Source organism: Parvularcula maris (genome assembly GCF_024505085.1).
GTDB lineage: Bacteria > Pseudomonadota > Alphaproteobacteria > Caulobacterales > Parvularculaceae > Parvularcula > Parvularcula maris.
Window position 1 is genome coordinate 120,962 of the sequence record NZ_JANIBC010000002.1, and the last position, 21,949, is coordinate 142,910.

At 65.4% G+C, this 21,949-nt stretch carries 18 protein-coding genes; 9 read left to right on the plus strand and 9 right to left on the minus strand.

Annotated features, from left to right (window positions below; translation table 11 throughout):
- Window positions 1–55 precede the first annotated feature (55 nt).
- Window positions 56–850, plus strand: coding sequence for an alpha/beta hydrolase (locus NOG11_RS03960; RefSeq protein ID WP_256618371.1), 795 nt, complete (start codon window positions 56–58; stop codon window positions 848–850).
- A complete protein-coding gene (locus NOG11_RS03965) occupies window positions 847–3,237 on the plus strand; it encodes a DUF4175 domain-containing protein (protein WP_256618372.1) in 2,391 nt (796 codons plus the stop codon). The genes NOG11_RS03960 and NOG11_RS03965 overlap by 4 nt, the downstream gene beginning before the upstream one ends.
- 139 nt (window positions 3,238–3,376) lie before the next feature.
- Here the strand turns inward: NOG11_RS03965 and NOG11_RS03970 are convergent, their stop codons facing one another.
- Window positions 3,377–4,042, minus strand: coding sequence for a hypothetical protein (locus tag NOG11_RS03970; RefSeq protein ID WP_256618373.1), 666 nt, complete (start codon window positions 4,040–4,042; stop codon window positions 3,377–3,379).
- 35 nt (window positions 4,043–4,077) lie between these two features.
- Here NOG11_RS03970 and ftsE point away from each other — a divergent pair, with 35 nt between their 5' ends.
- Both ftsE and NOG11_RS03980 read left to right on the plus strand, forming a co-directional pair.
- Entirely contained in the window at window positions 4,078–4,803 is a 726-nt protein-coding gene (gene ftsE, locus NOG11_RS03975; protein WP_256618374.1) for a cell division ATP-binding protein FtsE, read from the plus strand.
- Window positions 4,800–5,717, plus strand: a complete 918-nt coding sequence (locus NOG11_RS03980; protein WP_256618375.1) for a cell division protein FtsX — start codon at window positions 4,800–4,802, stop codon at window positions 5,715–5,717. Before ftsE ends, NOG11_RS03980 begins: the two co-directional genes overlap by 4 nt.
- A gap of 79 nt (window positions 5,718–5,796) precedes the next feature.
- On the opposite strand, the gene msrA is transcribed toward NOG11_RS03980, so the two are convergent.
- Window positions 5,797–6,315: a peptide-methionine (S)-S-oxide reductase MsrA gene (gene msrA / locus NOG11_RS03985; RefSeq protein WP_256618376.1), complete on the minus strand. Its 519-nt coding sequence runs from the start codon at window positions 6,313–6,315 to the stop codon at window positions 5,797–5,799.
- A 130-nt stretch (window positions 6,316–6,445) separates the two neighbouring features.
- Here msrA and NOG11_RS03990 point away from each other — a divergent pair, with 130 nt between their 5' ends.
- The gene (locus NOG11_RS03990; RefSeq protein WP_256618377.1) at window positions 6,446–6,967 is read left to right on the plus strand and encodes a hypothetical protein; all 522 of its coding nucleotides are present in this window, start codon (window positions 6,446–6,448) and stop codon (window positions 6,965–6,967) included.
- Window positions 6,968–7,249: 282 nt separating this feature from the next.
- Here the strand turns inward: NOG11_RS03990 and NOG11_RS03995 are convergent, their stop codons facing one another.
- The 3 genes from NOG11_RS03995 to clpB all read right to left on the minus strand — a co-directional run bounded on the left by NOG11_RS03995 (window position 7,250) and on the right by clpB (window position 13,415).
- A complete protein-coding gene (locus NOG11_RS03995; protein WP_256618378.1) occupies window positions 7,250–10,102 on the minus strand; it encodes a methyl-accepting chemotaxis protein in 2,853 nt (950 codons plus the stop codon).
- A 44-nt stretch (window positions 10,103–10,146) separates the two neighbouring features.
- The gene (locus NOG11_RS04000; RefSeq protein WP_256618379.1) at window positions 10,147–10,494 is read right to left on the minus strand and encodes a TonB family protein; all 348 of its coding nucleotides are present in this window, start codon (window positions 10,492–10,494) and stop codon (window positions 10,147–10,149) included.
- A 272-nt stretch (window positions 10,495–10,766) separates the two neighbouring features.
- The gene (gene clpB / locus NOG11_RS04005) at window positions 10,767–13,415 is read right to left on the minus strand and encodes an ATP-dependent chaperone ClpB (RefSeq protein WP_256618380.1); all 2,649 of its coding nucleotides are present in this window, start codon (window positions 13,413–13,415) and stop codon (window positions 10,767–10,769) included.
- A 365-nt stretch (window positions 13,416–13,780) separates the two neighbouring features.
- Here clpB and NOG11_RS04010 point away from each other — a divergent pair, with 365 nt between their 5' ends.
- Complete coding sequence (locus NOG11_RS04010) at window positions 13,781–15,715, plus strand: DUF885 domain-containing protein (RefSeq protein ID WP_256618382.1); 1,935 nt, start codon at window positions 13,781–13,783, stop codon at window positions 15,713–15,715.
- A gap of 150 nt (window positions 15,716–15,865) precedes the next feature.
- On the opposite strand, the gene NOG11_RS04015 is transcribed toward NOG11_RS04010, so the two are convergent.
- Together NOG11_RS04015 and NOG11_RS04020 are read right to left on the minus strand one after the other, a co-directional pair.
- A complete protein-coding gene (locus NOG11_RS04015; protein WP_256618384.1) occupies window positions 15,866–16,495 on the minus strand; it encodes a uracil-DNA glycosylase family protein in 630 nt (209 codons plus the stop codon).
- Window positions 16,482–16,706 carry a DUF3126 family protein gene (locus NOG11_RS04020; RefSeq protein ID WP_256618385.1) on the minus strand — a complete coding sequence of 75 codons (225 nt, stop codon included), beginning with the start codon at window positions 16,704–16,706 and terminating at the stop codon, window positions 16,482–16,484. The genes NOG11_RS04015 and NOG11_RS04020 overlap by 14 nt, the downstream gene beginning before the upstream one ends.
- 93 nt (window positions 16,707–16,799) lie before the next feature.
- Here NOG11_RS04020 and NOG11_RS04025 point away from each other — a divergent pair, with 93 nt between their 5' ends.
- On the plus strand, window positions 16,800–17,249 hold the full coding sequence (locus NOG11_RS04025; RefSeq protein WP_256618386.1) for a copper chaperone PCu(A)C: 450 nt from the start codon (window positions 16,800–16,802) through the stop codon (window positions 17,247–17,249).
- A 193-nt stretch (window positions 17,250–17,442) separates the two neighbouring features.
- Here the strand turns inward: NOG11_RS04025 and NOG11_RS04030 are convergent, their stop codons facing one another.
- Window positions 17,443–18,324 carry an S-methyl-5'-thioadenosine phosphorylase gene (locus NOG11_RS04030; protein WP_256618390.1) on the minus strand — a complete coding sequence of 294 codons (882 nt, stop codon included), beginning with the start codon at window positions 18,322–18,324 and terminating at the stop codon, window positions 17,443–17,445.
- A gap of 123 nt (window positions 18,325–18,447) precedes the next feature.
- Here NOG11_RS04030 and NOG11_RS04035 point away from each other — a divergent pair, with 123 nt between their 5' ends.
- A complete protein-coding gene (locus NOG11_RS04035) occupies window positions 18,448–19,350 on the plus strand; it encodes a carbon-nitrogen hydrolase family protein (RefSeq protein WP_256618391.1) in 903 nt (300 codons plus the stop codon).
- Window positions 19,351–19,477: 127 nt separating this feature from the next.
- Here NOG11_RS04035 and glyA read toward each other — a convergent pair whose 3' ends face one another.
- Window positions 19,478–20,767, minus strand: coding sequence for a serine hydroxymethyltransferase (gene glyA, locus NOG11_RS04040; protein ID WP_256618394.1), 1,290 nt, complete (start codon window positions 20,765–20,767; stop codon window positions 19,478–19,480).
- Between the two features lie 273 nt (window positions 20,768–21,040).
- Between glyA and NOG11_RS04045 the strand changes: the two genes are divergently transcribed.
- Entirely contained in the window at window positions 21,041–21,502 is a 462-nt protein-coding gene (locus tag NOG11_RS04045) for a Ros/MucR family transcriptional regulator (protein WP_256618397.1), read from the plus strand.
- The last annotated feature ends 447 nt before the right edge of the window (window positions 21,503–21,949 follow it).

Consider the following 21,949-nt stretch of genomic DNA (forward strand, 5'->3'; position numbering starts at 1 on the left):
GATGACGAGGTTGGTCACTGATGACACCTGCCCCGGCCCGCTCTACCTTCCCATCATGACCTCAGAACCAAGCTTCGTCCAAGGCCCTAACGGCCAGATCGCCTACCGCATGCAAGAGGGCGAAGGCCCCATCGGCGTCTGGCTAGGCGGCTACGCCTCGGACATGCTCGGCACCAAAGCGCAGGCGCTTGCGGCTTCGGCAGAGGAGGCCGGGCGCGCCTTTCTCCGCTTCGACTATACCGGCCACGGCGAGAGCGAGGGGGATTTCGAGGAGGGCACGGTCTCGCGCTGGTACAAAGACGCCGAGACCGCCATCGCCGAGGCGGCGCCGGGCAAGAAGGTGCTGATCGGCTCCTCCATGGGCGGCTGGGTCACGCTTCTCTACGCCCTGCGGCACCCCGAGGAGCTGGCGGGCATGATCCTCATCGCCCCTGCCCCCGACTTCACCGAGAAGCTCGTCTATCCCCGCTTCAGCAGCGAGCAGCGCACGGTCCTTGAAAGCGACGGGGTTCTCAGAACCGGCACCAGCGGCCATCCGGCCGAGACCTATACCCAAGGGCTCTTCGTCGACGGCAGACAGAACCTCATCCTGGGCGAGACCATCCCCGTCCCCTGCCCCGTGCGCATCCTCCACGGCATGGAGGACGACGTGGTGCCTACTTCCCACGTCCTGGAGCTGGCCGAGCGGATCGACTGCCCCTCCCTCACCGTCACCCTGGTGAAGGGCGGCGATCACCGCCTGTCGTCCCCGGAGGACATCGAGCGGCTGACGTCGTTGTTCCTGAACTTCCCCGGTGACGGAACGATCACTCGTCATCAACACAAGCCCGGCATAACCAACAGGCCATGAAACTTCCCGTCTCCGTTCCTCTGCAGCGAAGCTTCGCGGTCCTGACCTGGGAGCGCGCCGTTCCGGCGTTTCTTCCACTGGCGGTCGCCGCATCGGTGGTCTTCGCGCTCCTCTGGACCGGAGCCTACGCCTTCCTGCCGCCGCTCTGGCATGCGGCCGCCCTGACGATCAGCGCGGCGGTCCTTCTGTTCCTGGCAGCCTGGGGCGGCAGGCGCTTCCGCTTCCCCAAGCGCGGCGAGACCCTGCGCCGGATCGAGGAGCGCTCGAACCTCAGGCCCGGCATCTTAGACGGGGTCTATGCGAGGCCCTTCGAGGGCGAGGAGACCGCCCCCCTCTGGATCGCCTCGCGCGAGCGTCTGCTCCAGTCCGTGGGCAGCCCCAAGGCGCCCCTGCCCCGCCTGCCCCTACGCAAGATCGATCCCTACTGGCTGCGCTACCTGGCTCTGGCCCTGGTCGCGGGGAGCCTGCTTCTCACCCTGGGCAGGATGGACGGCCTGCGCGCCAGCCTCGATCCCGGCTTCGTCTATGACGAGCCGGTGATGGTGGCGGCCTGGATCGAGCCCCCCGCTTATACCGGGCTCAGGCCGCAGACCGTCGATCTCAACCGCGCCAACGCCAATCTCGGTCTGGCTGCGGGCAGCGTCCTCCACGTGAAGCTGGAGGACCCAAGCGGCAGGCGCGCGCGAGGGGTTCTCACCCTGAGGGATGAGGAAGGCCGCCGGACCCGGCTCCGCCCTAGCGGAGAGGAGAACGGCTACGACCTCGAACTCACCGAGAACACCCTCCTGCAGATCAATGCGCGCGGCCGTTCCTCCCTCGTCAGGCTGCTCGTGCGCCCCGATCAGGTGCCGCAGGTGCGCCTGGTCGGCGAGCCGGAGACCGCCACCGGCCTCGTGCGCCTGGACGTCGAGACGGTGGACGACTTCCCGCTGAAAGAAGGCCGCCTGATCCTGTCGCTCCTCCCCGGCCAGCGGATCAGCCCCGACGCTCCCGCCGTCGAGAGAGACATCGCCGAGGAGCCGCAGATCATCAGCCTCCCCGAACTCGCCGGTACCCCAGGCGAACGAACGGTCGAGGCGGGCACCGAGGAGCACCCCTGGTCCGGCCTTTTGGTCAAGGCCGAGCTCGAAGTGACCGACGGTCTCGGTCAGAGCGCGAAGAGCGAGCCCTTCGCCTTCACCATGCCCGAGCGCACCTTCTACAGCCCCCTCAGCCGCGCGGTGATCGAGGAGCGGCGCAAGCTGGCCATGGCCCCCTCCTCCCTTAACCGAACGTCCGATCTGTTTGCCGGGCTGGTCGAAGCGCCGGATCTCTTCGACCTGCGCCTCTCCGAGCACCTTATGCTGAAGGCCGCCGCCGAGGCCGTCGCCGCCGCAAGGGTGCGCGATGTCCCGGACCTGATCGACACGCTCTGGCCTCTGGCGATAGAGCTAGAGGATGACGGTCTCGCCCTTGCCAAAGCCAGGCTGGACGAGGCCGAGGAAGCCCTGCGCGAGGCGCTGCGCAACGGCGCCTCTCAAGAGGAGATCGCTCAGCGGATCGCCGATCTCCGCCAGGCCATGAACGACTATATCGCGGCGCTGGCCGAGACCGACTACGCCGATGCCGACCCTGACGAGGGCGGCCCCTCCATGGGTCAGACCGACCTCGAGGAGCTTCTCGACCAGATGCAGGAGCTCGCCGAGAACGATCTGCGCGGCGAGGCGGAGGAGCTACTACGTCAGCTCGAGGCGCTGCTTCAGGACCTCCAGATCGCCCGCGGCGGCGAAGGTGGTCAGCAGCAGTCCGGCGGTCAGGGGCAGGGACAAGGCGGCCAGGGCCAGCCCGGCGGCGAAGGCGGCACGGGCGGACGGGGCCAGCAATCCCTCTCCGGCACCGGCGACATCCTGCAGAAGCAGCGCGAGCTGACCGACCGTACGTTTTCAGCCCGGCGCGGCGAGGAGCCTGGGGCAGGCAGTCTGTCGGGCGATCAGGAGGCCCTCGCCGACGAGCTCGGCGCCTTGGCCGAAGGTCTGCCACAGGAAGGCGAAGGCGCCCGCGAGAACTTCGAGGCTGCCGAGGAGTCCATGCGCGCCGCCGCGAGGGCCCTGGGCCAGGGCCGCTACGGCCTCGCCGAAGCCCTTCAGGAGCGCGCCATGGGACAGCTCCGCGAGGCGGGGACCGAGCTGGCCGAGGCCTTTGGCGAGGGCGAAGAAGGAGACGAGGCCGCCACCGATCCGCTGGGCCGAGCGGTGGCGGGCGAGGGTGCGAGAAATCCGGAAGATTTCGGCCTCTACGACCCCGAACGAATCAGGGCGCTGATCGAGCAGATCAGGCAGAGGCTCGAGCAGCCGAACCTCAGCGAGGCCGAGCGGGACTATCTGGAGAGCCTGCTGGAGCGGTTCTAAGGCTTCCTCGCTACCGCCATCCCGGAAAGCCGCGAGGCTTATCCGGGATCCATGGACGGAAGTAGCAACTTAAGAGGACCGACCGGCCCATGGGTCCCGGCTCTCCGCTCCGCTACGGCCGGGATGACGAGGGAAACTCCTAAAACCCGCCGCCAGCCGTCCAACCAGGCGACACCATCGGCATGTCGAGGGCCGGAACGCTGGGCTCCTTGGGGCTCAGGAGACGCACGGTCCTCGTACCCTCGGGCAGCAGCGCCCGCACGGTGAAGGGTCGTTCGGCGCCGGGGGGGAGGCTCGCCGTGCCAAGGCGGAGCTGCTCCTCCACCGCCACCCGCGTACCGGCGAGCTGGATCGTCACCTCGGGCTCCACCATCTCCTCGCCGATATTGCGGACCACGCCGGAGAGCTCCACGGCGGGGCCTTCGCTCGACTGGACGTAGCGGCTCGTGACGCCGGAGAAATCGAGGCCCGGCAGAAGCTCGGCGGCGACCATCTCGGCGGGCTTCAGCGTCTCATAGGCGAGGTAGCCGACGCTCGCCGCCATGATGGCGCAGGACCAGCCGAGGAGAAGGCTGGCCAGCCGCTTGCGGGTCTTCGGAGCGCGTTCATCCGCTGCCGGTTTAGCAGCCTGGCGGTGAAGCCCGCCGCGCTCCGCTGCCGCCTCGACCATGGCGAGAAGCTGGTTGGCGGGCGAAGACGAGCGGTCACGCAAACCTGCCAGGTCCTCGGCGTCGCGGAGCTTGGCACGGCGGCGGGGTTTGGAGCTTTGTTGAGGGCGATCTTCTCGCCACGCGGGAAGAGTCATTGCACTTCACCTCCGAAAGCGGGCAAACGGGGCCGATGCAGTCCGACCCCTCCCAGCCCATTGTCAGTTTCGACGACGTCCACCTCACCTATGACGGTGAGCGCGATGTGCTGCGCGGCACGAGGATGAGCCTCGGCACGGGAGATTTCCGCTTCCTCACCGGCCCCTCGGGTGCGGGTAAGACCAGCCTTCTCAAGCTGATCTACGCGGCCCACCGACCCACCTCGGGGAGCGTCGAAGTGTTCGGCCACGATCTCAGCGCCATGCCCGCCGACGAGATGCCGAAACTGCGCCGCCGCATCGGCGTCGTGTTCCAGGAGTTTCGTCTTCTCGACCATCTCACCGCCTTCGAAAACGTGGCGCTGCCGATGCGGGTGCTCGGCGTCAGTCCCAACAACTATCGCGATGACGTTGTGGAACTCTTAAGCTGGGTGGGGCTCGCGCACCGCATCGACGCGCAGCCCACCGTGCTGTCAGGCGGCGAGAAGCAGCGCGTCGCCCTGGCAAGGGCGCTGGTCAGCAAGCCCGACCTCATCCTCGCCGACGAGCCCACAGGGAACGTGGACCCGGTGATGGGCGAGAAGATCATGCGGCTCCTTCTGGAGCTCAACCGCCTCGGCACGGCCGTCGTGGTGGCGACCCATGACCTAGGGCTGGTGCGCGGTCTCAAACAGCCGATTCTCCGTTTGAAGGACGGCCAGGTGAACCTCCACGCCCCCATCCAGGACGAGCCCCAGGCAGTGGCGGGGGCGGCGCAATGAGCGAGACCGAAGAGACCGGCCCCGGCGTTCGCTCCGGCAACACGCCGATCATTCCAGGCAGCGGGGTGAGCGGCATCTCTCTCGCCCTGGTCATCGGCGTGCTCGCCTTCCTCGCTGGGATCGCCCTCACCGGTTTCTTCGCCGTGGACGCTGCCGTGGACGGCTGGTCGGGCGAGCTGACGGGCACGGTCACCGTGCAGGTCCGCGGCATGACGCCGGAGGAGATCGAGACCGGAGCGGAGGAGGTGATCTCCCTCCTCCGCTCGACGGACGGCATGAGCAATGTGACCCGCCTCCCTCGCGAAGAAGCGGAGGCGCTTCTCGAACCTTGGCTCGGCAGCGGCAACCTGCCCGAGGAGCTCCCCCTCCCCGCCCTCATCACCGGCGACGTCACCCACGAGCTGCGCCGCGATCTCGAGCCCTTGCGCGAGGCTTTGGCCGAAGCCGTGCCCCTCTCCAGCCTCAACGACCACAGCGCCTGGACCGACGAGCTGATCGCCGCCGCAGGCCGTCTAAGGAGCCTCGCTTTCCTCGCCTTCGTGCTCGTGGTGCTAGCTGCCTCCGCCGTGATCGTCTTCGCGGCCAGGGCAGGCCTCGCAGCCCATCGGGGCGTCGTGGAAGTGCTTCACCTTGTGGGCGCCACGGACGGGTTCATCGCCCGCCAGATCGGCAACCGCTACCTGGCGCTGGGCGCGCTGGGCGGCGCAGGCGGCGCGCTCCTGGCTTGGCTCGCCACCAAGTTCCTCGCCGTGGTCACCGACGATGCAGGCGGCTTCCTGCCCGCCTTCTCGATCGACGCGAGCACGGCGCTTTGGCTGCTGACGATACCTCTTCTTCTAGGCGGGCTGGCGACGATCTCGGCAAGGATCGCAGTGCTCAGAACGCTGAAGGGTGGCGACCGCTTCGTGGTGTAGGGCGGATTGCGAAGCCATCCGCCGTTCGAAGAGCTGGCGCCTGCGCGGCGGAAAGCTTCGCGTTCCGCCCTACGCCGGTTCAAGCCGCCGCGTCGTCCAGGGTCCAGTCGGGCCGGACATAGTGGCAGGTATAGCCGTTGGGGTATTTCTGCAGGTAGTCCTGATGAAACTCCTCTGCCCGCCAGAAGGGGCCGGCGGGGCCCAGCTCGGTGACCACGGGGCCAGGCCATTTGCCCGAGGCCTCGACCTCACCGATCACCCGCTCGGCTGCGGCCTTCTGCTCGTCATCGGCGTACCAGATGGCCGAGCGGTACTGGCTGCCGCGGTCGTTGCCCTGGCGGTCCTTGGTGGTCGGATCGTGGATCTGGAGGAACCAGCGCAGCAGCTTCTCATAGCTCATTACGGAAGGGTCGTAGGTGATCTCCACCGCCTCCGCATGGCCAGTGCGGCCGGTCTTCACATCGTTGTAGGTCGGGTTGTCGAGCGCTCCGCCCGCATAGCCAACTTGCGTCTTCACCACGCCGGGCTGGTTCCGGATCAACTCCTCCATGCCCCAGAAACAGCCGCCCGCCAGCACTGCCGTCTTCGTCTCAGCCATGATCGCATCTCCCGGTAATGAGCCAGGTGTGGATGTAGAGGCGCCCTGCGTAACCACAATGGGGGTCGGGAACGAAAGAGTTAGCAAAGCGTTAGGCACGTGGAAGGAACTGGGCAAAGGGTAGTGGACGATGGCCTTCGACCGTTCGGATTTTCAGGGCGCCATGCTCTATTTCGCGGGCACGACCTTCGTGGCCTCCGTGCTCCTGGGCAATGAGGGCATGAGCCTTGCCGAGTACACCGGCATGGCCAAGGAGGCTTTCGGCCGCCACGTGCCCGAGGACCTGCAGGTCCTAAACGACGTTCTCTCCGTCCCCGTCGGCGAGTACCGCATGCCCGAGAGCCTCGATGAGTGGCTGGCCAAGGGCAACGCGGTGCTGATGAGCCTCGGCTGGTCCATCAGCACGCTCGGCGCCGCCCTCCTCCGCCGCCTTCAGACCATCGGCCTCGTCATCCTCGCCACCGTCAGCGGACGGAGCGGTCAGGAGGCGCTGATGATGTGGGACCAGACCATGGGCAGCCAGGAGACCGCCGCGCTTCTCCTGCAGGGCGCAGCCTTCGCCTTCGCCAGCCTCGGCATCCTGGGCCGCGCCAAGGCCATGGCCTTCGCCAAGCGCAAGTTCGGCAAGGTCGTGCCCGCGACACTGCGGTAAATTTCATTTACGAAGATGAGGCGTTTACATCGTTTGCAAGCAGACGGATGCGTGAGCGTTCTTCGCTCCTACCCCTCAGCCTACCGGCAGCTCCCCCTCTGGGAGGGGGAGCGAAGAAGTGAGCGGCGTTGGTTCTGCTTCCCTTCCCTACGCGAGTGGGGAGGTGCCCGAAGGGCGGAGGGGGCTGCTCGCGTTTGAAAAAGAGACCAACGCCAAAATAAAGCCCGGCTGGCGAACCAGCCGGGCTTCCCCCGATCAGCTTAGAAGACGCCCTAGCGGCTTCTAAGCTGCGTCCTGTTCCGTGGTATAGGTTGCGGTGGTCACGGTACCGTCGAGCTTGAAGCCTGCGACCACGCGGTCGAGCTGGTCGAACTCGTGCTTGGCTTCGCCGATGGCGTGGTTGTTGCGGTCGACCAGGGTGTTGTTGCCCTGGGTGAGCCTGTCGAGGTCGGCCATGGCGGCGTTGATCTCGCGCAGGGTCAGGTTCTGGCTGTCGGTCGCCTGGCTGATCTCGTCGATCAGGGCGACATTGCCTGCCACCTCCTCGACGATGATCTTGAGGTCGTCGGCAGCCTTGCTAACGAGTTCCACCCCGCCCTTGATCTCCTCATTGGACTGACCGATGAGCTGGCCGATCTCCTTGGACGCGTTGGCGGTGGACTGAGCGAGGTTCCTCACCTCCGACGCCACCACGGCGAAGCCCTTGCCCGCTTCCCCGGCTCTTGCGGCTTCGACCGAAGCGTTGAGCGCCAGAAGGTTGGTCTGGAAGGCGATCGATTCGATCACGGAGGTGATCTCGGTCACCTTCTTGGAGGACTTGGCCACCCGGTCCATCGCCTCGTTGGCGCGGGTCATGACCTCGCCGCCCTCTTCGGCCCTGGCCTGGGTCGTCCGTGCACCCTCGCGCATCTCAGAAGTCCTTTTGGCAGTCTGCTCGACCGTGTTGGTGAAGCTCTGAAGGCTCGCGGAGGTCTCCTCTAGGGTCGCGGCCTGGGTGGAGGTCTGCGAGGAAAGCTCGTCCACCGAGGCCATCAGCTCACCGAGCGAGCTGCCGACCTTGGTCGAGGTCTGGCGCAGGTTGAGAAGCACGTTGCGCAGGCCGTCGGCGGAGAAGTTCACCCCGTCCTTCAGCTCGGCAAACGCGCCGTCGAAATCCGTCTGCACCCGCTGGGTCAGGTCGGAGTCCTGCAGCGCCCTCAAGACAAAGATCGTCTCTTCAAGGCCGCCCTTCACCGTTTCGACCAGCGAGTTCAGGTTCTGGGCAAGATCGTTCAGCTCCTCGTCGTCGAAATCGGCTTCGACGGTCTTGGAGAAGTCCCCGGCCTGGGCCGCACGGACCACCTCGCCAATGGAGGAGCCGAGCTTCTGGATCATCGCCCGGCGTTCCGCCTCGGCCCGCTCCTGCGCCTCGATCTCCTGCTGGCGCTGGCGCTCGGCAGCGGCCTCGCGCTCTTCCTGGGCGCGGCGTTCGGCCTCGGCGCGCTCTTCGAGGCGGCGCTTCTCTTCCTCCGCCTTCTCGCGCAGGGCCTTGGCTTCGGCCTCCTGGCGCTTCTTCTCGGCGATGCGCTCGCGCTCGGCGGCCTCTTCCTTGAGCTGGCGCTCCCGCTCTTCGGCCTCGGCCTTCTCCTGGCGGCGGCGCTCTTCTTCCTGGCGCTGGCGTTCGGCGGCGGCTTCGCGCTCCTGGCGGGCGAGCTCTTCGGCCTCCGCCTTCTCGCGCATCAGGCGGGCCTCTTCTTCCATCCGCTGACGCTCGGCCTCGGCCTCACGCTCGCGCTGGCGCTCGCGCTCTTCCATCTCGCGCTGAGCCGCTTCCTCCTTGAGCTGGCGCTCACGCTCGGCAGCAGCCTCGCGCTCGGCACGAGCGCGCTCTTCGGCCTCACGGCGCTCCTTCTCAGCCTTCGCCTCGGCCACACGGCGCTGCTCGGCAGCCTCGCGCTCCCGGCGCTCCGCTTCGAGGGCGGCTTCCTGGGCGGCTAGCATCTCCTTGTTGACTTCTTCGGCTTTGATGGCGTTCTCGCGGAAGATCTCCAGTGCCCTCGCCATGGTGCCGATCTCGTCCTGGACCTTGAGGCCTTCGGGCTTCGAGCTGAGATCGCCCTCGGCCACCTTGTCCATCACCGCGGACAGACCGTCCATGCGGCGAAGAATCCCTCTGTGGACGTAGAAATAGGCGAGCCATACGGCCATCCCCAGGCTGACGACGGTCAGCACGGAAAGGATCATGGAGTTGGTCTCGACGGTGTTCAGCGTGCGTCCCGCAGCAGCCGACGCGCTGGTCGAGATGTCGCTGAGAAGCTGGGCGATCGCCTCGCTCTGACGGACGACCGCGGCTTCAGCCTTGGCCTTGGCGACCTCGGCCGCCGCAGCGGCTTCGAGCTCGCCCTGGCGCACGGCGAAGATGCCGCCCTCTTCGCCCACGGCCAGGAAGCGCGTGGCGAAGTCGCGCACCGCCGGGGTGGCTGCGTCCTTCAGAATGGCGATGTTGATGCGGATGTCGTCCGCATAGTCGAAATAGGTGCTCTCCAGCGCCGCGATGTCGTTGGTGGTGCCAGCGACGGCTACATCCGCGTAAAGAGTAGCGAGGAAGTTGGCGGACAGCCCCAGGCGAAGAAGGGTCTCCACATCCGCGCCGGAGGCGCCGTCAATGGCGTCCTCGACGCTGTCCTGGAGGCCGGTGCGCAGCTCGGAGGCATCTTCCCTCAACTCACGGCGCTGGGTCTGGAGGGACAAGAAGGAGGCGCGCGCATCGTTCACCGAACGGGCGGCGCCCAAAAGCGAGGTCCTCGCCTCTTCCAGGCTGATCAGATGGCTTTCGCTGGCGATGTCGGCATCGAGCCCGCCAACGATGGAGGCCGAGCTGTCGAAGCGGTCGCGGAAGGCGTTGTAGCTCTCCTCACGGACGATGTCGTTCTCGGCAGTAGTCAGTCTACCAACATCGTCGCTCATCCTTTCGGAGACGGCGGCGAGGTTGCTAGCGAGAGTGGTCTGGGGCAGCTTCTTCATGCTGACCTGGCGCACGGCATCGAGGGTGGTGAACAGCGCCACCACCGCCACGGCCAGGGTCACAAGTTGCAAGAGCGCCGAAGCGGTCAGCCCGCTCAACAGTCTTGCCCGGATCGTTGTAAATCGCTTCATCTGCCCCAGCCCGCTCTCTCTTTGTTGGTCCTATGACGGACCGATCAGCCTTCCATCTTGAAGGCGACTTTTTTGACAATGCCGGTTGCCGGCTTGCCAGCCTCGAACTTCCAGCGCTGCACCGCGCGGGTGGCTGCGCCTTCGAAAATGCCCGCCGGCTCCGCCGACACGACGTTCACCGCGGTGACCGCGCCGCTGCCGTCCACGTCGATGCTGACGATGACGTGGCCTTCGAGGTCACGGCGTTCCGCAGCACGCGGATAGTCAGGCGCAATGGCCTTGATGATGGCAGGCTCTTCAGCGAAGGCCGTGCCGAAGCTCATCGATCCCAGGAAGACTGCCGCTGCTGCAGCAGGAATCGAAGCGCGAGCAGCGTTCTTGGTTTTGCTCATAGCTCTCTCCACAAAAGCCGGAACCCCCTTCCGGCGATTGGCAGTGTTTAGGAGAGACGAGTTAAGTTACCGTCTAGAAGCATCGAAAGACAGAGAACTAGTCGGGTAAGACTTGGTAAAGGACGTTGAAGGCTTCCTTGCCGCAGCGCAGCAACCCTTGCAAAACGGTGCGTTCAAGGATGTTCCGTCCCATGACGAGACACAAGCCAGGGCGGCGAGGCCTTGCTCGCCGCCCTTGTTTTCATGCTTACCGGCCTGGGAAGACGGCCGTTTCAGTTGATCAGACGGCTCTCGGGCGTCCTCATGGACGAAGCCTGCTCACCCCCGAGGCGAAACGCCTCACGCGAGCGCATGGGCTTGCCGTCGAGCAAGAGACCCTCCTCATCGGCGGAGAGCCTCAGCGTGCTGCCGTCCCGTACCTCGCCGGACAGGATCGCCTCGGCGAGGGGGTCCTGGACCGCTTTCTGGATCACCCGCTTCAAGGGCCGGGCGCCGAAGGCCGGATCGTAGCCCGCCGCCGCGAGCCAGTCCCGCGCCTTGTCGTCGAGCTCGATCTCGATCTTGCGCTCGGCGAGGAGCTTTTCGAGGCGAGCCATCTGGATATCGACGATCCCCCCCATCTGCTCCCGCTTGAGGCGGGAGAAAAGAATGATCTCATCAAGGCGGTTGAGGAATTCAGGCCGGAAGGCGGCGCGCACCGCGTCCATGACCTGCGGACGGACAGCTTCCACCTCCTGATCCTCGCCCAGCGCCGTCATGAACTCCGCCCCGAGGTTCGAGGTCAGGATGATCAGCGTGTTGCGGAAATCCACCACCCGGCCCTGACTGTCGGTCAGACGGCCTTCGTCCAGCACCTGGAGGAGGATGTTGAAGACGTCAGGGTGCGCCTTCTCCACCTCGTCGAACAGGACGACCTGATACGGCCTACGCCTGACGGCCTCGGTCAAAACGCCGCCCTCCTCATAGCCGACATAGCCCGGAGGCGCGCCGACCAGGCGGCTGACCGCGTGCTTCTCCATGTACTCGGACATGTCGATCCGCTGAATCGCCTGGTCGTCATCGAAGAGGAAGCTGGCCAGGGACTTGGTCAGCTCGGTCTTGCCGACCCCGGTCGGGCCGAGGAAGAGGAAGCTGCCGAGAGGGCGGTTGGGGTCCTGCAGACCCGCCCTCGCACGGCGCACGGCGGCGGAGACGGCGGTGACCGCCTCGTCCTGGCCGACCACGCGGGCATGGAGCTGCTCCTCCATCTGCAAGAGCTTGTCGCGTTCGCCCTCCAGCATCTTGGCGGCGGGGATGCCGGTCCAGCGGGAGACCACCTGGGCCACCGCGTCGCCGTCCACAACTTCCTGAACCAGGTCGCCGGGATCGCGGGCCTGGGCCTCCTCGATCTCGCGTTGCACCTGAGGGATGCGACCGTATTTGAGCTCGGACGCACGACCCAGATCGCCGGTGCGCTCGGCATCAGCCAGCTCCGCCCGCAGACGGTCGAGCTGCTCCTTTAGTTCGGTGGCAGAGGCAAGCGCTTGGCGCTCGGCTTCCCACTTCGTGGTCAGCTCGGCGGATTCCTGCTCCAGCTCCGCCAGCTCGGCTTCGAGCGTGGACAGACGGTCCTTGGACGCCGCATCCTCTTCTTTGAGGAGCGCCTCGCGCTCGATCTTCATCTGAATGATCTGCCGGTCGAGGGCGTCGAGCTCCTCGGGCTTCGAATCCACCGCCATGCGCAGGCGGGAAGCCGCCTCGTCCACAAGATCGATGGCCTTGTCCGGCAGGAACCGGTCGGTGATGTAGCGGTTGGAGAGCTGCGCCGCCGCCACGATCGCGCCGTCGGAGATGCGCACCCCGTGGTGCAGCTCGTACTTCTCCTTGAGGCCGCGCAGGATGGAGACCGTGTCCTCCACACTCGGCTCACTGACGAAGACCGCCTGGAAACGGCGGGCGAGCGCCGCGTCCTTCTCCACATGCTTTCTGTACTCATCGAGGGTCGTCGCGCCGATGCAATGCAGCTCGCCGCGAGCCAGCGCAGGCTTCAAAAGGTTCGACGCATCCATCGCGCCGTCGGATTTGCCCGCGCCGACCAGCGTGTGCATCTCGTCGATGAAGAGGATGATGCCGCCATCGGCGGCCTGCACTTCTTGCAGGACGGCCTTCAGCCGCTCCTCGAACTCGCCGCGATATTTCGCGCCCGCGATCAGCGAGCCCATATCGAGGCTGAGAAGGCTCTTGTCCTTGAGGCTCTCCGGCACGTCGCCATCGACGATGCGCAGAGCGAGGCCTTCCGCGATGGCGGTCTTACCGACGCCGGGCTCACCGATGAGGACGGGGTTGTTCTTGGTCCGCCGAGAGAGGATCTGCATCGAGCGGCGGATCTCCTCGTCGCGCCCGATAATGGGGTCGAGCTTGCCCTCCCGCGCCCTCTCGGTGAGGTCGGCGGCGTAGCGCTTGAGGGCGTCATAGGCTTGCTCGGCCGACGCGCTGTCGGCGGTCCGGCCCTTGCGGATGTCGTTGATGGCGGCGTTGAGGTTCTGCGGCGTCACCTTAGCCTTGGCGAGCGCGTCCTTGGCCGAGCCCTCCATGGCGAGGGCCACGAGCAGCCGCTCGGCTGTGACGAAGCTGTCGCCCGCCTTCTTGGCGATCTCCTCGGCACGGGCGAGCACCTTGCCGGTATCCTGGGCAAGATAGGTCTGCGCGCCCTGCCCCTCGACCTGGGGCAGCTTGGACAGCGCCTGGTCGGAGAGCTGCAGCGCCGCGGCGGGATCGCCGCCGGCCTTTCTGATGAGGTTGGAAGCCAGCCCCTCGCTGTCGTCCAGAAGCGCCTTCAGGACGTGGTGGGGGGTGATCTGCTGGTGGCTTTCCCGGACGGCAATCGTCTGGGCAGCCTGGATGAGACCGCGTGCGCGGTCGGTGAAGTTCTCAAATTGCATAGCGACCTCTCTTGAGCATCGTGAAATCCGGCGTCCCATTTCGGCAACGCCTCACGAGAAATGGAGGTTCGGAGGGTGGTGTTCAAGTTGGGGGCTAAGGGGAAGGTGTGGGGACAATGGAAGCGGGTGGTTACCTCTCCCGTTTACGGGAGAGGTCAAAGGCTTGCTTCAGCAAGGCTTTGGGTGAGGGCTTCAGCGAAGCCGTCCTGCCCCGCCCAGTGGGAAACATAGCGCTTAGAACACCCTCACCCTCGGTCCCTCTCCCGCCGGGCGGGAGAGGGAGGCGCTAGCGGCAACGGCCCCAGCCCTTGCGATGCACCGCACTTCCCGCCAAGCGGGGGCGTTAACCGATCGGGAGTCCGTCCATGTCCGCTTCGTCCTCGCTTCGCTTCCTTCTCGCAGCCGTCAGCAGCGCCGCGCTGCTCGCCGCCTGCAGCAGCGAAGAACGGGAGCCTGTGGCCCCCGGCGGCGAAACCCTGGAGACCCCTGCCGCCCAGAGCCAGGCCGACAGCGACATCCGCAGCGCCGATGAGAGCTTCGACCTCATCATCGAGGAGAGCTCCCGCGAGTATTTCCGCCTCCGCCCTTCGGCTGCGAGCCAGGCTGCCATCACCGACGAAGAGGCGGGCGGGCGCTATAAGGACCGCTTCGAGACCCCAGGCCTCGCCGGAGTGGAGGAACGCCGCGCGGCTTCCGAACGGATGGAAGAGCGCCTGGGCCGCATCGACATCAGCGAGCTGAGCCCCGCCAACCAGGAAGCCTACAAGGTCATGCTCGCCAAGAGCGAGGCCGTCACGGAGGCCTACGCCGTGGCCGATGCGGCGGGCTATGTCCTCGACCCGTTCAACTACTACAGCCCCTACAACATCACCCAGATCTTCGGCGTGCACGTGAACCTGCCGCAGTTCATGACCAATGTGCACAAGCTGGAGACGGCGGACGATGTGGAGGCCTATCTCTCACGCCTCGACCTCTTCTACGAGGTCTTCGAGGGCGAGATCGAGATCTTCCAGGCCAACGCCGCCGCGGGCGTTCTGCCCCCTGACTACGCGATCACCGGCGCCATCGCCAATGCCGCCCGCTTCATCGAGGGGGACCCGGTGGAGAACGTGCTGGTCACCCATCTGCGCGGCGCGCTCGAAGGCATGAATGTCGAAGGTGCCGAGGAGTTCGTAGAGCGCGCCGTGGGCGCCGTCGAAACCTCCGTCTTACCGGCCTATGAGGCGCTGATCGAGACCCTCCGCAGCTTCGAAGAGCAAGCGGTCCATGACGCCGGTATCTGGGACCTGCCCCGCGGCGGCGAGCTCTATGCGGCACTCGTCAAGGTGAACGGCGAGACCGAGTTCTCACCGTCAGAGGTCCACGATATCGGCCTTTCGGAAGTCGCGCGTATCCATGAGGATATGGGCGCTCTGTTCGAGCAGATCGGCCTCACCGAAGGCAGGGTCGGCCAGCGGCTTTCGGCCCTGACCGCCGACCCGGACCAGGTCTTTCCGAACACCGATGAGGGCCGCGAGGAGCTTCTCGCCTATGTCCGCGACCTTGCCGCCAAGGCGGAGGAGGTGATGGGCGACTACTTCCTCGTCACTCCGTCGAGCCCCGTCGAGGTCGTCCGCGTGCCCGAATATGCCGAACAGGGCGCACCCGGCGGCTACTACAACTCCCCGGCCGAGGATGGCTCCCGTCCGGGCCGCTATTTCATCAATTTGCGCGACACGGCGACACAGCCCAAGTTCTCCCTGCCCACCCTCACCTATCACGAGGCCGTCCCCGGACACCACTTCCAGCTCGCTCTGGCGACGGACGAGAAGGACACCCCCCTCCGTGTGCGTCAGGAAGCCTCCACCAACGGCTTCGTCGAGGGTTGGGCGCTCTACTCCGAAAGCTTCGCCGAGGAGATCGGTCTTTACGAGGACGATCCCTACGGCGACCTGGGCCGTTTGCGGGACGAGCTCTTCCGCGCCGTGCGCCTGGTGGTCGATACGGGCATGCACCACAAACAGTGGAGCCGCGAGGAGGCCATCGACTACATGGTTAAGAACGCGGGCATGGAGCCGTCGGGCGTCGCCATCGAGATCGAGCGCTACTCGGTCTGGCCCGGTCAGGCCCTAGGCTACAAGCTCGGCATGCTGAAGATCCAGCAGCTCCGCCGCGAAGCCGAAGCAGCGCTCGGCGAGGACTTCGACGTCGCCGCCTTCCACTACCAGGTGCTGCGGGGCGGCGGCGCGCCTATCCCTGTGCTGGAAGAGCGGATCGACGCATGGGTTGCCGAGGGCGGACCGCGTCCGGTTTTGAATTAAGTCCCCGCTTCCAGCGCCGTCATCCCGGAAAGTACGCAGTACTTATCCGGGACCCATGGACCGGACTTGCTCACTCATTGAAATAGTAGGTCCATGGGTCCCGGCTCTTCGCCCTTTGGGCTGCGGCCGGGATGACGGTGTGAAGTTTGCTCACAAAGCCGCCCGCACATCCCTTTGCAGCTCCGGCAGCACCTCCTCCTCGAACCAGAGGTTCTTCCTAAGCCACGCCGTGTTGCGCCAGCTCGGATGAGGCAGGACGTAGAGCTTCGCCCCGGTCACCGGATCGCGCGGATAGTCCCTCCACGCACGCACGGTCTCGGTCAGTGTCTTCCGGCGCTGGCCCGCTAAGTGCCAGTTCTGGCTGTAGCTGCCGATCAGCAGGGCCAGCTTCAGCTTACCTTCGAGATGCCGCAGGATACGCTCACGCCAGATCTCTGCGCAGACCTTGGGGGGCGGCAAATCCCCTCCCCGTCCCGTCGGCCCGGTGCCGTCATAACCGGGAAAGCAAAACGCCATCGGCGCAATGGCAAACCGCCCGCTGTCATAGAACTGCGCCTCGTCCACTCCGAGCCAGGCGCGAAGCCTGACCCCCGAGGGGTCGAGAAACGGCTTGCCGCCCCGGTGCGCGAGGTTGCCCGGCGCTTGGCTAAAGATGCCGATCCGCGCGCCCTCGGGGAGCTGGAAGATCGGCCTCGCCTCGGGGATCAGCCCCACGCGCTCGCAGTGGCGGCAGCGGGCGAGAGCCGCCTTGTCCGCCTCGAAGCTCCTACGCGTTGCCAATGGTGTCGAGGTCGACGTCGAGGATGGCCATGTGGAAGTCGTAGGAGAGGTCCTCGTCCTCGTCGTCGCGGGAGAGGACGCCGATGAACTCCTCGCCGACATAGACCTCGGCGCTGTCCTCCTTGTTGGGACGGCCGCGCACGGTGAGGCTCTCGTCGTTGAAGCGCTGGCGGAGATAGACCTGAAGGCGTTCGATCTCTTGGGACTGCATGGGCGGCTCCTTTCGGCGGCGTTCGGCTTTCGGTTTGCAACGGGGATGGGGTGTCCTAGGGGGCGCGTCAACAGCCCTCCTAAGGAAGCCCCCATGCGTCACCTCGTTCTGATCTTCGCTGCCTCCCTCCTTCTCGTCGCATGCAGCGCTGAGGACACAAACGCTCAGGGTGAAGCGCAAGAGGGCTTTATCCGCCTACCCGCCGAAGGGGCGGGGATGACGGCGGGCTACCTGACCGTCGAGGTCGAGGAGGCGGACATCCTCACCGGCGTCAGCGTCGAGGGTGTGGCGCGCACGGAGATGCACATCTCCTTCGAAGAGGACGGCATCAACCGCATGCGCCGGGTCGAGGGCTTCGAAGTCTCGCCCGGCGAACCCCTCGTGCTGGAGCCCCGCGGAAAGCACCTCATGCTGATCGGCATCGACGAGGCGATGAAGGAAGGGGAGAGCCGCGAGGTCACCCTAACCTTCGAGAGCGGACGGTCGCAGACGGTCGAGCTGCCGGTGAGAGGGTTGGCTCCTGGGAGGGGGCACCAGCACTGAATATGGGCATTGGTGCTACGCCCTTTCCTGAATGAACGTAGATCGTCTCAAGTGTCGTCAGGCGTCATCCCGGCCGTGGTGAAGCGGAGAGCCGGGACCCATGGACCAACCTCTTCACTAGTAGATACGAGCGGTCTGTGGATCCCGGATAAGCCTGAAGGCTTTCCGGGATGACGTACAAGTACCGTTGCGCCTAAAGCACCCGCCCCGCCACCGCCTTCAGCTTCTTCACCACCTCAGGGTCACGCGCCTCCTTCGGCGTCACGATCGCGTAGTCGAGGCAGGTCTCGATACCGTCCGGGCACGGCGTACGTTCGGGGCCAATCAGCTTGGTGATCTCGTCCACCGTCTTCTGCGCGTGAACCCGGTTCTTGGCGAGGATCGCTAGGACCGAGGCCACATCCACCGCGCCGTGGTCCTCGTGCCAGCAGTCGTAATCCGTCACCATGCCGAGGATCGCGTAGGGGAGCTCCGCCTCCCGCGCCAGCTTCGCCTCAGGCATGGCGGTCATGCCGATGATGTCCATCCCCCAAGCTCTGTAGAGCTCGCTCTCCGCAAGGGTCGAGAACTGCGGCCCCTCCATGGCGAGGTAGGTGCCGCCCCGGTGCACCTTGGTCCCCGCTGCCTCAGCAGCCTTGGCCGCTTCCTCCGACAGGCGAGAGCAAACGGGGTGCGCCATCGACACATGGGCCACGCAGCCCTCCTCGAAGAAGCTCGAAGGCCGGCCCTTCGTTCTGTCCACGAACTGGTCCGCCGCGACGAAATGGCCAGGCGCCAGCTCCTCCTTGAACGATCCGCAGGCGGACAGGCTGAGCACATCTGTGGCGCCTAGCATCTTGGCCGCCGCGATATTGGCGCGCGCGTTGAGGCCCGAGGGCGGAACCGTGTGCCCCTTGCCGTGGCGCGACAGGAAGAGAACCCTCACGCCGTTCAGCTCACCGATGGTCACCGGCGCCGAGGGGCTGCCCCAGGGCGTCTCCACCTCCCTTTCCTCCTCGATGGTCAGGCCGGGCATCTCATAGACACCGGAGCCGCCGAAGACGGCAAGACAGGTGGGGCGGGTCTGGTCGGTCATGGGGGCGCTCCGAAGGCAAAGCCCTCCGCTAGCAAAGCCGAAGGCGGGTGCAAACCGTGCGCCGCCGACTTGTATCACTCGGGCGCTTCTGTTCGAAGATGCTCCAAACCAGGGAGCGCCAGCATGAGCAAACACATTGTCGCCGTGGCCCAGGGGGCGGGGCCGATGTTCGACCTTCGCGGCACGATCGAGCGCTTCGGTGAGATACTGACTGAGGCCAAGGCCTCCGGCGCCGAGCTCGTGGTCTTCCCCGAAGCCTTCATCGGCGGCTATCCCAAGGGCATCGATTTCGGCTTGCGGCTCGGCTCCCGCAGCGATGAGGGCCGTGAGATGTTCCGCCTTTACGCCGAAAGCTGCCCCGTACGCGGCGACGAGACCTTCCGTGAGCTGAGCGCAGTGGTAGCCGAGGAAGGTGTTGCCGTATGCCTCGGCCTGATCGAACGCGAAGGCGGAACGCTCTACTGCTCCGCCGTTTTCTTCGAGCGGAACGGAGAGATCAAGGGCATCCACCGTAAACTGGTCCCTACCGCCTTGGAGCGCTGCGTCTGGGGCCGGGGCAGCGCGGCCGACCTTCCGGTGCCGGAGCTTTCGGTCGGCAAGGCCTGCTCAGCGATCTGCTGGGAGAACTACATGCCGCTCCTGCGCGCTCACTACGCAGCGCAGGCCCCTAATTTCTACTGTGCGCCGACCGTGGACGACCGCGATGTCTGGCTACCCACCATGCAGCATATAGCACTAGAGACGAGAAGTTTCGTCCTCTCCGCCTGCCAGCATCTACGCCGTGGACAGATCGATGTGCCCGGTTACGAAGCGGTGCAGGGCAATAGTCAAGACACGGTGCTGATCCGCGGCGGTAGCATGATCGTCTCACCCATGGGTGAGGTTCTGGCCGGACCGCTTTACGGTGAGGACGGGGTCCTGGTTGCGGAGATCGACAAGCAGGACCTCCTCCGTGCCCGCTTCGACATGGACAATGGCGGGCATTATACGCGCCCTGACGTTTTTACGTTTGGTTTGAGGAGGTAGCCCCCTCCGCCCTTCGGGCACCTCCCCCATGGAATGGGGGAGGGAGTGAAATCAGCGTTGCCCTCTATCTCGCTTCCCCTCCCCGAGGGGAAGCTGCCGGTAGGCTGAAGGGGAGGGAAGCGGAGCGTCAGTAAATCGGGAACCGCCCGGTTAGCGCTTCGACCTCGCCGCGGACCTCATCCTCAAGCGCCGTCGTGTCCCCGCCCTCGGCGAGCCCGTCCAGCACGCGGGCGATCAGACGTCCGGTCTCCTGGAACTCGGCCACGCCGAAGCCGCGGGTGGTGGCCGCGGGCGTCCCCAGGCGGATGCCTGACGTCACCGTGGGTTTCTCAGGATCGTTCGGCACGCCGTTCTTGTTGCAGGTCATGCCCGCCCGCTCGAGCGCTTCCTCGGCCGCGTTGCCCTTCACGCCCTTGGGACGGAGGTCCACCAGCATCACATGGGTGTCGGTCCCGCCGGAGACCACGGCGTAGCCCGCCTCGACCAGCACCGCGGCCAGCGCCTTCGCGTTCTCAATCACCTGTTTGGTGTAAAGCTTGAAGTCCGGCGTCAGCGCCTCGCCGAAGGCAGCCGCCTTGCCCGCGATGACATGCATGAGCGGGCCGCCCTGAAGGCCGGGGAAGAGGGCCGAGCGGAACTTCTTCGCAAGATCCTTCTCATTCGTCAGGATGATACCGCCCCTCGGGCCGCGCAGGGTCTTGTGGGTGGTCGAGGTCACCGCATGAGCGTGGGGCACCGGCGAGGGGTAGTGGCCGCCCGCCACGAGGCCTGCGAAATGCGCCATGTCCACGAGGAAGTAGGCGCCGACCTCGTCCGCAATCTTCCGGAAACCAGCGAAATCGATGACCCGGCTATAGGCCGAACCGCCAGCGATGATGAGCTGCGGCTTCTCCGCCAGGGCGATCTCCCGCACCCGGTCCATGTCGATGAGGTGGTCCTCCTCGCCGACGCCGTAATGGACGGCCTCGAACCACTTGCCCGACTGGTTGACCTTGGCGCCGTGGGTGAGGTGGCCGCCCGCGGCCAGGTCGAGGCCCAGGATCTTCTCGCCGGGCTTCAGCAGCGCCATGAACACCGCCTGGTTGGCCTGGCTGCCCGAGTGGGGCTGGACGATCGCCTCCTCGGCGCCGAACAAACGCTTGGCCCGGTCGATGGCGAGCTGCTCCACCTCGTCCACGAACTCGCAGCCGCCATAGTAGCGGCGGCCCGGATAGCCCTCGGCGTACTTGTTGGTGAGCACCGAGCCTTGCGCGTCGAGGACAGCCTGGCTGACAATATTTTCCGAGGCGATCAGTTCGATCTGTTTCTGCTGCCGCTCCAGCTCCTTCTGCATCATCTCGAACAGTGCAGGATCGGTACTCTTCAGCCCCGCTTCGAAGGTGAAGGGACTGGCGCTGAGGTCGTTGGCAGTGCTCATGGTGATTCTTTCCGCCGTCGGCAAAGGTAGAGGAAACCGGTCCCTACGCTGCCTTCGCGCCGACGGAAAGGGGACAGATCGGCCCTCTTTTCCCTATGCAACTACTGTTTGTCCCCTAATCGGGTCACACGCTTCTGCCAGAAAAAACTATTTTTCTTCTTGTGGTAACTGGCAAATCTACCTAAGCGAAATAAATTACGAGTAGTCGCAGTTATCCAAGTGACTGTAGAGAGCCAACCGGCTCGGTAATCTTAAGGAAGTTCAAGAAAACCTATGAGCGAAGAAAACACCAGCGAGAACGTCCTGGATCAGCACGAGACTCTGGCGCTGACCGCCGACATCGTCTCCGCGTTCGTCAGCAACAACTCAGTCCCTGCCGACCAACTGCAAGAGCTTCTGTCGAACACGTTTCAAACGCTTAATAATCTAGGCACCGCCCCCAAAGAAGAAGAATCGCCGCAGAAGCCTGCCGTTCCCGTCAAGAAGTCGGTGACCGACGATTACCTGGTCTGCCTCGAAGACGGCAAGCAGCTCAAGATGCTGAAGCGCTACCTTCGCACCCAGTACAATCTCAGCCCCGAAGAGTACCGCCGCAAGTGGAACCTCCCCGCCGACTACCCCATGGTCGCGCCGAACTACGCCAAGCGCCGTTCGGAGTTCGCGAAGCAGATCGGCCTCGGTACCCAGGGTGGCCGCAAAGCGGCGAAGAAAACCAGCCGGAAGAAGGCTGCGTAAGCTCGCGGGTTTACTGAGAATTCGCACGATGAAGGGCGGCCTGGATGATCGGGCCGCCCTTTTTGTTGGCTGCCTTGCGAATAGGTACCGCGGTTACCGATCCAACTCTCCGATAGCGAGCCACCTTCAAACGGCGGTGTCAGTAATCTTTCACCTCAGTTGGTTGCTTACTCATCTCTCCCTCCGGGAGAGATCGACATCTATGATGTCGAGTGAGGGCGAGTAGCAGGCGAAGCTTGCTATATGAAAGCCCTGACCCGAAGCCCGCTGCGCAGCCTTTGGCCTTTTTCCGGAAGGAGAGGCAGTTGCAGTGCCGCCACTGCGCGTAGAGCTGAAGCTCATCCACTACTTTCTTTTAGCGTTAGTGCCTCTTGCGAACACACGTGGCCCCCTCCGCCCTTCGGGCACCTCCCCCACTGGCGTAGGGGAGGAACACAGCACCAGCGC

Coding starts and splice junctions, on each gene's coding strand:
- NOG11_RS04035 (WP_256618391.1), top strand. CDS start 18,448: ATGAGCAAACACATTGTCGCCGTGGCCCAGGGGGCGGGGCCGATGTTC.
- NOG11_RS04020 (WP_256618385.1), bottom strand. CDS start 16,706: ATGCAGTCCCAAGAGATCGAACGCCTTCAGGTCTATCTCCGCCAGCGC.
- NOG11_RS04000 (WP_256618379.1), bottom strand. CDS start 10,494: ATGAGCAAAACCAAGAACGCTGCTCGCGCTTCGATTCCTGCTGCAGCA.
- NOG11_RS04030 (WP_256618390.1), bottom strand. CDS start 18,324: ATGACCGACCAGACCCGCCCCACCTGTCTTGCCGTCTTCGGCGGCTCC.
- NOG11_RS03965 (WP_256618372.1), top strand. CDS start 847: ATGAAACTTCCCGTCTCCGTTCCTCTGCAGCGAAGCTTCGCGGTCCTG.
- clpB (WP_256618380.1), bottom strand. CDS start 13,415: ATGCAATTTGAGAACTTCACCGACCGCGCACGCGGTCTCATCCAGGCT.
- ftsE (WP_256618374.1), top strand. CDS start 4,078: ATGCAGTCCGACCCCTCCCAGCCCATTGTCAGTTTCGACGACGTCCAC.
- glyA (WP_256618394.1), bottom strand. CDS start 20,767: ATGAGCACTGCCAACGACCTCAGCGCCAGTCCCTTCACCTTCGAAGCG.
- NOG11_RS03960 (WP_256618371.1), top strand. CDS start 56: ATGACCTCAGAACCAAGCTTCGTCCAAGGCCCTAACGGCCAGATCGCC.
- NOG11_RS03990 (WP_256618377.1), top strand. CDS start 6,446: ATGGCCTTCGACCGTTCGGATTTTCAGGGCGCCATGCTCTATTTCGCG.
- NOG11_RS04010 (WP_256618382.1), top strand. CDS start 13,781: ATGTCCGCTTCGTCCTCGCTTCGCTTCCTTCTCGCAGCCGTCAGCAGC.
- msrA (WP_256618376.1), bottom strand. CDS start 6,315: ATGGCTGAGACGAAGACGGCAGTGCTGGCGGGCGGCTGTTTCTGGGGC.
- NOG11_RS04025 (WP_256618386.1), top strand. CDS start 16,800: ATGCGTCACCTCGTTCTGATCTTCGCTGCCTCCCTCCTTCTCGTCGCA.
- NOG11_RS04045 (WP_256618397.1), top strand. CDS start 21,041: ATGAGCGAAGAAAACACCAGCGAGAACGTCCTGGATCAGCACGAGACT.
- NOG11_RS03995 (WP_256618378.1), bottom strand. CDS start 10,102: ATGAAGCGATTTACAACGATCCGGGCAAGACTGTTGAGCGGGCTGACC.
- NOG11_RS03980 (WP_256618375.1), top strand. CDS start 4,800: ATGAGCGAGACCGAAGAGACCGGCCCCGGCGTTCGCTCCGGCAACACG.
- NOG11_RS03970 (WP_256618373.1), bottom strand. CDS start 4,042: ATGACTCTTCCCGCGTGGCGAGAAGATCGCCCTCAACAAAGCTCCAAA.